The sequence below is a fragment of the Sphingomonas montana genome (genome assembly GCF_001956315.1).
GTDB classification, from domain to species: Bacteria; Pseudomonadota; Alphaproteobacteria; order Sphingomonadales; family Sphingomonadaceae; genus Sphingomonas_R; species Sphingomonas_R montana.
Genome location: NZ_KV887144.1, coordinates 95150 through 108117 on the forward strand (window position 1 = coordinate 95150; position 12968 = coordinate 108117).

Annotated in this window: 12 protein-coding genes; 3 read left to right on the forward strand and 9 right to left on the reverse strand. The window is 66.4% G+C overall.

What is annotated here, in order from left to right; genetic code table 11:
* Positions 1–6: 6 nt before the first annotated feature.
* The 4 genes from dgoD to BKY59_RS05215 are packed head-to-tail and all read right to left on the reverse strand — an operon-like array spanning position 7 to position 4628.
* A complete protein-coding gene (gene dgoD, locus BKY59_RS05200) occupies positions 7–1152 on the reverse strand; it encodes a galactonate dehydratase (RefSeq protein WP_076069142.1) in 1146 nt (381 codons plus the stop codon).
* Entirely contained in the window at positions 1145–2134 is a 990-nt protein-coding gene (gene araH / locus BKY59_RS05205) for an L-arabinose ABC transporter permease AraH (protein ID WP_076069144.1), read from the reverse strand. The genes dgoD and araH overlap by 8 nt, the downstream gene beginning before the upstream one ends.
* Positions 2131–3657, reverse strand: coding sequence for an ATP-binding cassette domain-containing protein (locus tag BKY59_RS05210; protein WP_076069146.1), 1527 nt, complete (start codon positions 3655–3657; stop codon positions 2131–2133). The genes araH and BKY59_RS05210 overlap by 4 nt, the downstream gene beginning before the upstream one ends.
* On the reverse strand, positions 3654–4628 hold the full coding sequence (locus tag BKY59_RS05215; RefSeq protein ID WP_240499969.1) for a substrate-binding domain-containing protein: 975 nt from the start codon (positions 4626–4628) through the stop codon (positions 3654–3656). Before BKY59_RS05215 ends, BKY59_RS05210 begins: the two co-directional genes overlap by 4 nt.
* 113 nt (positions 4629–4741) lie before the next feature.
* Between BKY59_RS05215 and BKY59_RS05220 the strand changes: the two genes are divergently transcribed.
* Positions 4742–5602 carry an SMP-30/gluconolactonase/LRE family protein gene (locus tag BKY59_RS05220; RefSeq protein WP_076069151.1) on the forward strand — a complete coding sequence of 287 codons (861 nt, stop codon included), beginning with the start codon at positions 4742–4744 and terminating at the stop codon, positions 5600–5602.
* Positions 5603–5638: 36 nt separating this feature from the next.
* Positions 5639–6394, forward strand: coding sequence for a FadR/GntR family transcriptional regulator (locus tag BKY59_RS05225; protein ID WP_076069153.1), 756 nt, complete (start codon positions 5639–5641; stop codon positions 6392–6394).
* 5 nt (positions 6395–6399) lie between these two features.
* Here the strand turns inward: BKY59_RS05225 and BKY59_RS05230 are convergent, their stop codons facing one another.
* Positions 6400–8646 carry a penicillin acylase family protein gene (locus BKY59_RS05230; protein WP_420822079.1) on the reverse strand — a complete coding sequence of 749 codons (2247 nt, stop codon included), beginning with the start codon at positions 8644–8646 and terminating at the stop codon, positions 6400–6402.
* An 84-nt stretch (positions 8647–8730) separates the two neighbouring features.
* Here BKY59_RS05230 and BKY59_RS05235 point away from each other — a divergent pair, with 84 nt between their 5' ends.
* Positions 8731–10092 (forward strand): M24 family metallopeptidase, encoded by a 1362-nt coding sequence (locus tag BKY59_RS05235; RefSeq protein ID WP_076069721.1) that lies wholly within the window; start codon positions 8731–8733, stop codon positions 10090–10092.
* 193 nt (positions 10093–10285) lie between these two features.
* Here the strand turns inward: BKY59_RS05235 and BKY59_RS17890 are convergent, their stop codons facing one another.
* Genes BKY59_RS17890 through BKY59_RS05250 form a run of 4 tightly spaced genes read right to left on the reverse strand, consistent with a single transcriptional unit; the run spans position 10286 to position 12875 of the window.
* Positions 10286–10783, reverse strand: coding sequence for a Rossmann-fold NAD(P)-binding domain-containing protein (locus BKY59_RS17890; protein WP_206362014.1), 498 nt, complete (start codon positions 10781–10783; stop codon positions 10286–10288).
* The gene (locus BKY59_RS17895) at positions 10677–11144 is read right to left on the reverse strand and encodes an NAD(P)H-binding protein (RefSeq protein WP_206362015.1); all 468 of its coding nucleotides are present in this window, start codon (positions 11142–11144) and stop codon (positions 10677–10679) included. Before BKY59_RS17895 ends, BKY59_RS17890 begins: the two co-directional genes overlap by 107 nt.
* A complete protein-coding gene (locus BKY59_RS05245) occupies positions 11141–11707 on the reverse strand; it encodes a TetR/AcrR family transcriptional regulator (protein ID WP_165374797.1) in 567 nt (188 codons plus the stop codon). The genes BKY59_RS17895 and BKY59_RS05245 overlap by 4 nt, the downstream gene beginning before the upstream one ends.
* Before the next feature lie 40 nt (positions 11708–11747).
* Entirely contained in the window at positions 11748–12875 is a 1128-nt protein-coding gene (locus BKY59_RS05250) for an FAD-dependent oxidoreductase (RefSeq protein WP_165374798.1), read from the reverse strand.
* Between the last annotated feature and the right edge of the window lie 93 nt (positions 12876–12968).

The window sequence follows — 12968 nt, forward strand, 5'->3', positions numbered from 1 at the left end:
CGAGATCTACCATTCGCGCAGCGACCCGTCGCGCCCGCGCCAGACTGGGTTACGCCAGCGATGCGGCCTGGTCGCCGCCGAGCGGACGGCATCCTCGTCGATGTCGACGCCGAGACCCGGCCCTTCGAGCACCTGCACCATACCCTCGCTGACGTTCAGGACCTCCGGGTTGCGGATATAGGTCAGCAGGTCCGCGTCGGCCTGATTGTAGTGGATGCCGAGCGACATTTCCTGGATGACGAAGTTCGGCGCGCTGGCGGCCACCTGAAGACTTGACGCGAGCGCGAGCGGGCCGATCGGGCAATGCGGAGCGAAGGCGACGTCATAGGCCTCCGCCATGGACGCGATGCGCCGACATTCCGATATGCCGCCGGCGTGGCTGAGATCCGGCTGCGCGACGTCGATGCTCGCGGCCTCGAAGAACGGCTTGAAGTCCCAGCGGCTGTAGAGCCGTTCGCCGAATGCGATCGGGATGCTTGTGTGCGCCGCGACCTGCGCGATCGCCTCGGGTTGTTCGCTGGTCAGGATCTCCTCGACGAACAACGGATGCAAGGGTTCGAGCGCGCGGACCAGTTGCCGCGCCATCGGCTTGTGCACACGGCCATGGAAATCGATGCCGACGTCGACACCGGTTTCGCGCACGAGCGCCAGTCGTTCGACCGACGCGTCCACGGAGGCCGGACTGCCGAGCCATTCCATGTCCTCGGTGCCGTTCATCTTGACGGCATCGAACCCTTGCAGGCGCCGTGCCTTGGCCGCTTCGGCAACGTCACCGGGCCGATCGCCCCCGATCCACGCATAGACGCGCATGCGATCGCGGACGCGGCCGCCGAGCAGTTCCGAGACTGGGACGCCGAGCAGGCGACCCTTGAGGTCCCACAATGCCTGGTCGATGCCCGAGATCGCGGACATCAGGACGGGACCGCCGCGATAGAAGCCGAGGCGGTACAGCATCTGCCAGATATCTTCGATCCGGTTCGCGTCGTGACCGATGATCCGGTCGCGCACCGCTTCCATCGCACCGACGACCGCTTCGGCATGACCCTCCAGGCTCGCCTCGCCCCAGCCGACCGCGCCTTCGTCCGTCGTGAGGCGGACGAACAGCCAGCGCGGCGGCACTAGGAATGTGTCGACGCTTGAGATTCTATGCATGGGAAGTCCCGTCTGGGGCCGCGACGCTGCGCCGCAGGCGGAAAGTGGGCAGGCGGCCACCCTGGCGCAGCCGATCGGCGACGACGGCGATCAGCAGGATGCCGCCGCGGACGACATATTGATAGAATGTCGGCACGTTCAGCAGGTTCAGCGCGTTTTGGGCCGCGCCCATGATCAGGACGCCGACAACGACGCCGCCGATCGTGGCGATACCGCCCGACAGCGAGACACCGCCAAGCACGCATGCGGAAATAACGGCTAGTTCGAGGCCGACGCTCGTGTTCGGCTGTCCGCTGGTGATGCGCGCGGCAAGGACGATGCCCGCTAGACCCGCGACGAAGCCCTGTACGGCAAAGACGGTAATCCGCACGCGCGTGACCGGGACGCCGGCCAGACGGGCTGCCTCCGGATTTCCGCCGATCGCCAGGATGTTTCGCCCGAATACTGTTCGATTGAGCAGGACGCCGAAGCCCGTGAAACTGGCAAGCATGACCCAGATCGGCCAGTTGATCCCGAGGAAGCCACCCGATCCGAGCGCGTAGAAGGACTCCGCCGGAATAGCGACGGATTCGCCACCCGAAGCGAGAAAGGCGAGGCCCCGGACGACCTCCATCGTGGCGAGCGTGACGATCAGCGAATTGACCTTCAGCCCGGCCACGACAGCGCCGTTGAACAACCCGACCAGGGTCCCGCCGGCAAGGCCCGCAACCACGCCCAGGCCCACGCTGCCGGTCGCGCCGATCACCACCGCCGTCAGAACGCCCGACAGCGCCACGGTCGATCCGACCGACAGGTCCACTTCGCGCATCGCGAGCACGAGCATCATGGTTGCCGCGATGGTGCCGACCAGCGTCACGGACAGCATGAGGCCGCGCAGATTGCGCAGCCCCATGAAGTCGGGGACGAACAGCGCGAGCACGGGCAGCAGCAGCACGAGCAGGATCAGCGGGCCCGATCGCTTGATGAGGTTCCGAACTGTCATGCGGGCATCCTGAGATCGGCGGGGGCGGAGGCGGACGCGTCCGCGTCGGGCAGCGCGAGGCGGAGCAGGCGCTCGGGACTGGCTTCGTCGCGGGACAGAATGCCGGAGATCCGCCCTTCCCGCATCACGACGATACGGTCGGCGACGCCAAGAACTTCCGGCATGTCGCTCGACGCGAACAGGATGCTGCCACCCTGCTCGGCGAACCGGTACATATGCGCGTAGATTTCACTGCGTGCCCCGACGTCGATCCCGCGGGTCGGTTCGTCGAACAACAGGATGCGTGCGTCGGCCATCAGCCATCGTGCGATGATCGCCTTCTGCTGGTTTCCGCCGGACAGCGTCGAGATCGCGACGTCCGTATTGGCTGCCTTGACGCGCATGCCCGCAATCTGTTCGCGGGTGACTGTCGCCTCCAACCGGTCGCGGAGCAGGGGCGTGGCACCGGCCCGATTGCGCCAGGCGAGCGCCACATTTTCCTGCACCGATGCAAGCGGCACGATACCGTCGGCCTTTCGATCTTCCGGCAGAAGCGCGAGACCGGCCGCGATGGCCGCGCAAGGATCGTCAACAGGAAGATCGGCGCCGTTGATGCTCACCCCGCCACCGGTCCGCGGAACCGCGCCGAAGATGAGACGGAAGAGTTCCGAGCGGCCGGCCCCGACGAGCCCGAAAAATCCCAGGACCTCGCCACGTGCCAGATCGAGCGAGACCGGGGCCACAAGTCCCGGACCCGACAGGCCGCGGATCGACGCGACGGTCGGGCCGTGCGGACGTGCCCGCCAGTCATAGATGTCGTTGATCGTCCGGCCCGCCATCGCGGACACGAGCCTGCCTTCATCCGCCGCGCTGACCGGCGCGGCATCGAGCACGTGACGCCCGTCGCGCAGGACGGTGGCGCTGTCGGCGAGCGCGAACACCTCTTCCATCCGGTGACTGACGTACAGGATCGCGCGGCCGTCGCGGCGAAGCTGCTCGATGATCTCCATCAGCCGTGATGTCTCGCGTGCGCTGAGCGAACTTGTCGGTTCGTCGAAGGCGATGATGCGGGCATCGCGCAACAATGCACGGCCAATTTCGACCATCTGTCGTCGCCCGATCGACAGGTCGCCCAATCGAGCGTCCGGGTCGATCGGTTCACCGAGTCTGTCGAGGATCTCGCGGGCACGCCGCCGCAGTTCTCCACGATCGACGAAGCCCAGGCGTCTCGGCAGTGCACCGAGCATCAGGTTCTCGCCGACACTCAGGTCCGGGACGAGCTGCAATTCCTGATGGATGATACTGATGCCGGCCGCCTGGCTTTCCGCGGGTGTGGCGAACCGTTGCGCGGTCCCGTCCACGAGGAGCGTGCCCGAGTCCGGCTGGTACTGGCCTGCCAAAATCTTGAGCAGCGTCGACTTGCCGGCGCCGTTTTCGCCGATCAACGCGCGCACCTCGCCCGGCGCGACCGAGAAGCTGACCCCGTCGAGAGCGACGACGCCCGGGAAGACCTTGCCGACGGCGGCATATTCGAGTGCGGTCACGCCGCCGCCTCCCGCACCAGCAGGGACCGGTAGTTGTCGCGCGTCATCAACGTGCCGCTCGTCAGCGTCACCGGCGGTGGTTGGCGGCCGTCGTGGATCCAGCGGTACATGGCGATCGCCGTATCGTAGCCATGCCGGCGCGGGCTCAACAGGACGGATGCGTAGAAGCCCGTGGGACGTGTCTTGGAAAGATCCGCAATCGCGACTTCCGAACCGCCGATACCGATGCCGATGATGTCGGCGGCTTTCATCGACAGCCCTTCCGCCGCGCGGACGCCGCCGATCACGGTTTCGTCGTTCAGGCCGAGGACGATCCATTTGTCGACGCCGCCATGCGCGGTTAGGACCGGTGCCGCGGCGCTGAACGCGCCTTCGGTATCGGTCGTGCGTTGCGGCGCGTCGAAGACGGCCGCCGCCGGATAGCCCGCCGCCCGCAGTGCGTCCACGGCACCGGTCAACCGTTCACGACCGGTTTCCAGGGTATCGAAGCTGATCCGAAGGATGCCGGTTTCCGCGATCGTCCAGCCGCGCCGGCGCGCTTCCGCTGCGGCGCTGGCGCCGGCCAACGTGCCGATCGCGCGAGCGGAGATGCCGACATGCGGTATACCCGGCACCGGGCGTCCGTCGGCTCCGGTCAATCGATCGTCGACGGACATCGCCTTCAGTTTCGTCTGGTCTGCAAATCGCGCAATGGCCGGGCCGAGCCGCGGATCGGGCGCGCAGATGATGAAGCCGCCTGCGTAGCGCGCGTAGAGTGTGTTCAACGCGGACAGCACCCGATCGCCGTCTTCCGCACCGATCGCGATCAGTGAGAAGCCATACTCGCGTGCGGCGCTGCGCGCGAACCGCCATTCGTCCTGGAACCACTGTTCCTGCGGTTGCTTGACCAGAAAGCCAATGCGGATGTCCCTGGGGTTCTGCACGCACCCGCCGAGCAGCGCTGCACCGCCCGCGACCGCCCCCCCGGCCAAACAAGATCTCCGCGTGAACTGCACCGGTCGTCGCCCTTCATCCTCTGCGCGCAACATGCCGCGTCGATCGACAAGGGTCAAATAATATCATACTTATTTGTTCAGGAGGCGACATGGCCGAGTATCGAATAGTTCCGCGCGTCACAGGCGACATATTGGGGGAGGGGCCGCTATGGAGTGCATCCCGCCAGCGGCTTTTCTGGGTCGACATCATGGGCCAGCGCCTGTGGTCGCTTTCGCTGGACGACGACCGGATCGAGAGCTGGGCAATGCCCGAACGGATCGGCTGGGTCGTCGAGCGAGGATCGGACGGCCGCCTTCTCGCGGGCTTTAAAAGCGGTATCGTCGCGCTATCACTCGATCCGATTTCGACCGAACGACTGTATGAACCGGAGCGCGACAGGCCCGACAATCGCCTGAACGACGCGAAGGTCGATAGCGCCGGCCGACTGTGGTTCGGCAGCAAGGACGACCGTGACCGAAACGCGAGCGGCGCGCTGTATCGACTCGATCCGGGCGGCATGCCGATCCGGGTCGATGACGGATACCGCGTCACAAACGGTCCGGCTTTCAGCCCGGACGGCAGGGTCCTGTACCACACCGACAGCGGGCTCGGGCTGGTCTACCGCTTCGCCGTGGCCGCGGACGGGCAACTGGGTGAACGGGAGATATTCCTGCGGTTCGAACCCGGCTGGGGGAGCCCGGACGGTATGACGTCGGATCGTGAGGGTTGCCTGTGGATCGCGCACTGGGGTGGTGGCCGGGTTACCCGGTTCGATCCGTCCGGTCGGCCGATGCGGTCGATCATGCTGCCAACGACCAATATCACCAGTTGCGCATTTGCCGGGAAGGGCATGGATCGGCTGTTCGTCACTTCTTCCAGGATCGACGCGGACGGAGAGGCGCATGCCGGGGCGCTGTTCGAAGTCGACGCGCGCGTGATAGGGGGACCGACATACAGCTTCGGCGGTTGAGTATGGCGGCACTACCGATGCGATGCGAGGCAATGAATGAACGAACAACCCGCGGCTTTCCTGGATCGCGCGTCAGGCATTGGCGAGGACGGGCGGAATCTGACGGGTAGCATCGTCAACGACCTTGGCAGCATGATCGTTACCCAGATCTACACGCCGGGCCAGCCTTTTCCAACCGAAGCGGAACTGTGCCTGCGCTACGCGGCCAGTCGTCCGGTGTTGCGGGAAGCCGTCAAAATGCTCACGGCAAAGGGATTACTCCTGTCGCGAAAGCGCGCCGGCACGGTCGTTCAGCCGGAGGAAAGCTGGAACCTGCTCGATCCCGACGTCCTGCGGTGGATGCTGGAACGGGCGTTCTCGATCGACTTGCTCATCGACTTCACCGAGATGCGCCTGGCGATCGAGCCACGCGCGGCGACACTTGCCGCCCATTCCTCGACCGGACCGCAACGTCGCGCGATCATTGATGCGATCGATCGGATGTTCGCGGCCGAACGCGGGGAGGAGGACGCGCTGCAGGCCGATATCGGCTTCCACATCGCGGTTCTGCAGGCCAGCAACAACCGGTTCCTGCGGCAGTTCACGGACTTGGTCGATACAACGCTGCGATTCTCGATTCGGCGAACCAACGAATACAAGGGCGTGCCCCGTGCCAGTGCGCGCGATCATAAAAGAGTCGCCGACGCCATCACCGCTGGCGATGCCGATCTGGCCGCCGAACGGATGTACGAGTTGATCAAGGGCGCGCTGGATCTGCTGCTGACCGCGGGCAAGCTCCCCAATCGGCCCTGACGGGCTCACCGATCGAGGCAGCGACCGTCGCCGATCGGTGCGGGCCCCGCGCGGCGTGACGCGGCATCCGGCCTTTGGTCACCCGGGCGATAGCGCCGTGCCGCGAACGGGCGCAGATCCGCGGCGGTCAGCGGCACGCGACGGAGCGCTCCGTCGGCATATCGGCGCGACTGGTCATCGAAGTGCGGCGACGCGGGATCGCCGCTCTGGCCGCCAACCGACACGGCCCACGCCCTGATCTGCGGTCCGAACTCCACGGCCGCGACGAAGCTGTTGCCGGTGGTGCCGTACAGGCATCGCTGGCCCGGCTGATGCTCCACGCTGAACGCGGCCAGCGATCCGAAATTTCCCGACGTGAAGCCGATCGGCATGCTCGGTCGTGCGTCGTCGAAGCGCTGGACGGCAGCACCGTCGATCCGTTGCAGTCGATTGATGCGACCCCACGCGATCCGCCAGCCGCCGAAGTCACGGGTCATGACGCCCACGGCCCGATCGAGGGCCGAAATGCGGTCGGCGTCCGTCATGCGCGCGCCGAACCAGGTGAAAAGCGGCATATTGGCAGCGGCGGCCTTCGGACCTTCCTGCCGCCACATCGCCTCGCCCCAGTAGACGGCCAGGCTGGTCGGTTCGGACGTGACGCCCCAACGACGGTCCCAGGTTGCCAGGAGGTCGAGCGGACCTTTCAGGCGCGCCCGGCGTGGATCGGCTGATCCCAATGCCTTGTAGGCACGCACGAGGCGAGGGATCTGTTCCTCGAACAGCGGAAGAGACGGATCGAACGCGGCTGCGGTCAGGCTGGCCGGTGTGAAGGCCTTCGTGCCGCTCAACAGGCGGGTCGCATGAAGGCCACGCGGATTCTCGCCGAACTGGTCCATGTAACGTGGGAAATCGGCCGCGCGCGGACTGGCGGAACCCGCGGCACCCCAGGGCCAGTTGTTGGTATTCATCACCCAGCCCGTCACCGGCGCGACGGCCGCCGGCAGTTGATCGAGCCGGTGCAGGCCGTGCCAGTCGGTTGCCGGGTCGCTGCCATCCACCGGCCGCGTATAGTCGAACCGGCGGTCGCGGATCGGCACGAACTGGGGATGGAGATAGGCGATCATGCCATCGTCGCCGGCGAAGATCGTGTTGTTGGACGAATTGGCCTTGCGGTCCGCCGCGCGCAGATAGTCGGCAAGGTTTCCCGCCTTCGTTCGAAGGTAGCTCTGTTCGAGCGCGGCACGTGGCGAGTTGAGCATCGCGACCGCAATCCAGCGCCCCCCGTCCGAGCGGATGATCGGACCATGATGCGTGGCGAGCACGGTGAAGCGCCGGTTCGTCCACATGCCGGCGGGTTGCCGCACGCGCAGCGTGACGACGCGTTGCCGGACCGGGCGCCATTCCTTGCCGTAGCGATAGGACAGGACCTTCCCCCGCCGGGCGATTTCAACAGCAAACTCGTCGATATTGTCCACCCCGCTCGACGTGTGCATCCAGCCGATGTGCCGGTTGAAACCCTGATACACGAAAAACTGTCCCCAGGTCGCCGCCCCGTACACATCCAGCCCGGCATCACTGGTAACCTGCTGTTCTGCCCGGAAGAAGAACGAGGTGTGGGGATTGATCCAGAGGAGCGGGTGTCCGGAGGCCGACCGGGACGGGCCGATCGCGATCCCGTTCGAACCCTTCGGTTCCGTCATGCGACCGGCGGCGGCAAGGCGATCGGCGGCACCGGGCGACTTCGTGCCGCCATAGAAGGCGCGAAGCGCGTCGAGATCGACGCCGCGCTCGATATCGCCGCCAATGCTACCTTCCGAGAAGGCAAGCGCCATCCAGGGTTCGAAACGTTGGATCACCCGCGGACGGACGTCGGGATGAGTGGCGAGATAATGGTTCAGACCCGCGGCCCACCCGTCCATCAGCGCGCGCAGCCAGCCGGGTGAGCGACGATATTCGGACTGGAGAGCCTGCGGATCCACGAACAGTCGTTGGCGTAGATCCTGCCAGACGGCGCCTTCGCCATCGACCTCCGCCACGCGCCCCAGCGCGGTAAGGTAATTGCGCTCGATCCGCGGGAAGTCGTCCTCGGCTTGCGCGTACATCATGGCGAACACGGCGTCGGCATCGCTGGGTCCATGGATGTGGGCAATGCCGAAATCGTCCCGCACGATGCTGCTCCGTGCCGCGCGGGCAGCATCGCGAACGCCCGCGGCATGAACCGGCGCGACCAGCAACGATGTCAGGATAAGCCCGCATGTCCGACCGAAGCGCATCGCCATTCCAATCATAGCCACCTGCAATTGCGTCCCGGATAAATCATATATAAAGATGTCGAAAGCAAAAGATTGGAGCTGTCGATGGTCCCCCGCCTGCGTGAAATCGCCATTCCCGATTTCGGCCCGATTGCCGATCCGGCGCCTTTGTCCGGCACGATCTATGCCGCACGTTGCGACGCCGCGCTGGCCGCTGCCGGCACCGACTGGCTGATGGTGTATGCGGATCGGGAGCATATGGCGAATGTCGCCTTCCTCTCCGGTTTCGAGCCCCGGTTCGAGGAAGCCCTGCTGCTGCTTGGACCGGGTGCAACCCGCGTGCTGGTCGCGGGGAACGAGTGCTTCTCCTATGCGCGCATCTCGCCCCTGCCGGACCTGCATGTGCTGTTGGCGCAAAGCCTGAGCCTGTTGGGTCAGGATCGGACACGTGCGCCGCGGTTGACGGATGCGCTGCGCGAGGCCGGGATCGGCGCGGGCGACAGCGTTGGCCTCGTCGGCTGGAAGTATCTGGAACCGGCGGAATGGGAGGCCGATGAGGACCTGCCGATGTTTCTGCCGGCGGCTTTCGTCGCAGCCGCGCGTCGGGTTGCCGGTCGCGTCGTCGATGCCACGCACGTCATGCTCCATCCGGAACGTGGGCAGCGCTCCATCATCGACGCGCACCAGATCGCCATATTCGAAGCGGCCGCCGCGCGCAGTTCGGAAATGGTCTGGTCGATACTCAGCCAGCTCCGCCCGGGCGATACCGAGCGGGAGGCGGCGGCGCGGATGACGTATCGGGGCGAGCCGTTCGCGGTTCACCCGATGCTCGCCTCCGGTGATGCGTCGGGCGGCCCGGTGATTGGCCTGGCAAGCGCGGGCACGCGACGCATCGCCGAAGGGGACGGGGTATCGACCGCGGTCGGGCTATGGGGTGGCCTTACTGCACGCGCAGGGTTGATCGTCCGCGAGGACGCGGCGTTCGAACAGGTCGCCGCCAACTATTTCAGCGGTCTCCTCGCCTGGTATGCCGTGGCGGACGTTGGGGTGGAAGGCGGCGTTCTGGATGCCCACGTCCGCGAGGCTCTGGCTCGGGGTGGGTTGCAGTCGATGCTGAACCCCGGACATCTGACCGGTCACGAGGAATGGTCGCATTCCCCTGTCCGGCCCGGTTCGACCGATCGGTTGCGGTCAGGCATGCATATGCAGGTCGACGTGATCCCGGTGCCGATGCCCGATGGATGGGCGCTGAATTGCGAGGACTGCATCGTTTTTGCCGACGAAGGTCTGCGGGCTGAACTGGCACGCGATCATCCCGCGATGTGGTCGCGGATCGAGGCACGCCGACGGTTCATGACCGACGTGATCGGCGCGACCATGGCGCCGTCGATCCTGCCGCTTTCGTCCACGCCGCTTTGCCTGCCGCCGGCCTGGCTTCGCAGTGACCGTATATTCTGCGCTGCATAGCATCCCGTGGCGAGCGCAGTATCCGGTCTGTCATTGCGAATAGCCGGTCAAAGGAACAGGCCGCCTCTAGAATTGCAGCGCGACGATGGCGTGATCGGGGGGCGTAGCGATGAGTACGGGCGCGGCGTTTCAAACGAACCACGTCCGCGACCCGCGGGAGCATCCGTTACGCCCGCCCGATATCGATCCGGTCCTAGTCCAGGGTTTTCTGCAAAGAACACGGGTTTGCCCCCAGAATGTGCGCCAGTGCCGGATCGGTGGCGGCGAACTCATGATCCCGCGCGGCGCGATAGAGGCCCAGCATGATCGCGATCGCCGTCGGCGGCAGTCCGCTGGCGGCGAGGCGTCGTTCCGCTTCCGCGTCGGTCACGACCCTGTGCTCGACAGGTCGCCCGATCCGCGCGGAAAGGATGGCCGCGATATCGGTCATGTCGCACGCCGCCGCAGCCGTGAGCGGTGGTGTCGGTCCGTCGAATCGGCCTTCGTCGACGAGGATGCGGGCGGCCGCCCGGGCGAGGTCGACATGCGCTGTCCATGCCACGGGGCCGTCCGCAGGAACCGCCAGGACGCCGGTATCGGCGGCGTCACCGACCAGCTGCGACACCGTGGATGCGTAGAAGCCGTTGCGCAGCGCCGTCCAGGCGATGCCACTTTCCGCAAGCATCGCCTCGGTCGCGGCATGCGTGTGCATGGGTTTGAACGCCGAGGTGGCGCTGGCCCCCATATGACTGGTGTAGACGATCCGCCGGACGCCGGACGCCGGATGCCCTGGCGGCCGCGATCGCATTCCAGTGCTGAGCGATCGGATCGCCGCCCGACGATGCCGCATTCGAGGATATCATCAGGAGCTGGGTTGCGCCCTCGAATGCCTCTGGCAGGCTGCCCGGATCGCCGAAGTCGCCCTGGCGCACCCGAACGCCGCGCCGGACGAGGTCGCCCGCCTTCGACGGATCGCGTGTCATGGCGGCGAACCGTTCCGTGCCGACCAAGGCGACCAGAGCGTGGGCGATGCGGGAGCTCAGCTTGCCGCTCGCACCGGTCACGACGATCATGATGCTCTCATCCTTCCGGGCTGCGCGCTGTCCGGCGATCCGCTGAGACCGTGCGCGAGGAGCGCCAGCCGGCGATCGAACACGGCGGCGAAGTCCGCACCGTCGTCGAGCTTCCAATGCGACGCCAGCATGCGGCAGGCGATCAATATGTCCGCCGCGGTGAGATCGGCCCGCAGCACGCCGGTCGCCTGCGCGTTCGCGAGCGGCGCGGCCAGGATATCGGCCATACGCGCCTGATTGGTCGCGGCATCATAATCCGGCATGTCCACGAGCCGCGCCAGGAAGCGGTCATAGACGCGCATCATCTCGGCGGTGTGGCGCAGGAAGGCGAGCGGATTTGCCGCACTGTCCTCGGCAATAGCGTGAACCAGGTTGTGCAGATCGCGCTCGAGCACCGCCTCGTACATCGCCTGCCGGTCCGCGAAGTTGCGGTACAGGGTCGGGCGGGTCACGCCAGCCCGGTCGGCGATCAGTTCCATCGCCACGTCGCCGCCCTCGCTGCGCATCACGTCGCTGGCCGCGACGATCAGCCGCTCTCGGTTCCGCTCGGCATCTGCGCGCATCGTTGGCCTCGGTGTCGGCATGACGGACATCGTCATGCGATCACGCCGCCTCGCCCAGGTCGAAGCCGAGATCAATCCCGTAGGCGTAACGGCCGACCCGGAGACAGGCGCGGATCTCCGTCGCGGTGCGGGCTTGCATCGCCCGCTCGAACCCCACAACCGCCTGCTGCACCGGTCGCGCAGGGTCGCAGGACAAGGCATTGGCAAGGTCGAGCGCGTCGAGCAGAGCGAGATTGACGCCCTTGCCGGTAAACGGGGGCATAACGTGCGATGCATCGCCGAACATCGTCAGGCCGGGCCGGCTTTCCCAGCGATAGTCCGGCGGCATGACGGACGTGGGCCACAGGTGGAACCCGTCCTGAACCTGCGTCAGCATATCGAGCAGTTCGGGCGACCAGTCGCGATAGGCGGCACGCACCGACGCCATCACCGCAGCGTGATCGTCCACCGCGAAGCCGGCATCGCGGGGCCAGCCCTGTGACACCGCCATCGAATAATAGAGCAGGATGACATCGCGCGCGCACCGCTGGACGAAGATCGTCCGTTTCCCGCCGGCGAACATCACCGAACCTTCGCCGAGGAAGTCGGACAGCGCCGATCCGCGCCGGAGTTCCGGGCGGATATAGGCGGCGACCATGGTGATGCCGGTGTGGATCGGCCGTACGTCGGTCAGTGCGGCACGAACGCAGGAGCCGATGCCGTCCGCGCCGACGACGAGATCGGCGACGACCGGCCCGCGGCCGGCGACGTCGATCCGCCACCGGCCATCGCCCTGCGGCGATACGCGATCGACCTTGTGATCCCACGCGATCATGCCCTCCGGCAGCGCCTCCACCAGCATGGCGCGAAGGTCGGCGCGGTCGATTTCGGGGCCGGCATCCTCATGTGTGTCCTGACCGGCACCCGGCATGGCGGATCCCATCGAATCGATCATCCGGAACGCCTTGGCGTCGTCGCGCGAGCGTGCCGCGAACGCGCGATCGAGCCCGGCCGCAGTGATCGCACGCTGGCCGGAGTCCGGCCGCAGGTCCAGGCTGCCGCCCTGCGGACGCGCATCGAGCGACGCGTCGCGCTCGAACAGGCGGACCCGGAAGCCACGCCCGGAAAGCAGACGGGCGAGCGTCGCCCCGCCGGGACCCGCCCCGATGATGGCGATCGTACCACCCATGCGAAGCCCGTCGCAGGTCAACATGTCGTTCCTCCAACTGTGCAGATACGTGGCATTCGACGTAACCGTTCACGCATGTACGTTTAAACGGTC

Coding starts and splice junctions, on each gene's coding strand:
- BKY59_RS05225 (WP_076069153.1), top strand. CDS start 5,639: ATGAACGAACAACCCGCGGCTTTCCTGGATCGCGCGTCAGGCATTGGC.
- dgoD (WP_076069142.1), bottom strand. CDS start 1,152: ATGCATAGAATCTCAAGCGTCGACACATTCCTAGTGCCGCCGCGCTGG.
- BKY59_RS05235 (WP_076069721.1), top strand. CDS start 8,731: ATGGTCCCCCGCCTGCGTGAAATCGCCATTCCCGATTTCGGCCCGATT.
- BKY59_RS05250 (WP_165374798.1), bottom strand. CDS start 12,875: ATGGGTGGTACGATCGCCATCATCGGGGCGGGTCCCGGCGGGGCGACG.
- araH (WP_076069144.1), bottom strand. CDS start 2,134: ATGACAGTTCGGAACCTCATCAAGCGATCGGGCCCGCTGATCCTGCTC.
- BKY59_RS17895 (WP_206362015.1), bottom strand. CDS start 11,144: ATGATCGTCGTGACCGGTGCGAGCGGCAAGCTGAGCTCCCGCATCGCC.
- BKY59_RS05230 (WP_420822079.1), bottom strand. CDS start 8,646: ATGCGCTTCGGTCGGACATGCGGGCTTATCCTGACATCGTTGCTGGTC.
- BKY59_RS05245 (WP_165374797.1), bottom strand. CDS start 11,707: ATGCGCGCAGATGCCGAGCGGAACCGAGAGCGGCTGATCGTCGCGGCC.
- BKY59_RS05220 (WP_076069151.1), top strand. CDS start 4,742: ATGGCCGAGTATCGAATAGTTCCGCGCGTCACAGGCGACATATTGGGG.
- BKY59_RS17890 (WP_206362014.1), bottom strand. CDS start 10,783: ATGCACACGCATGCCGCGACCGAGGCGATGCTTGCGGAAAGTGGCATC.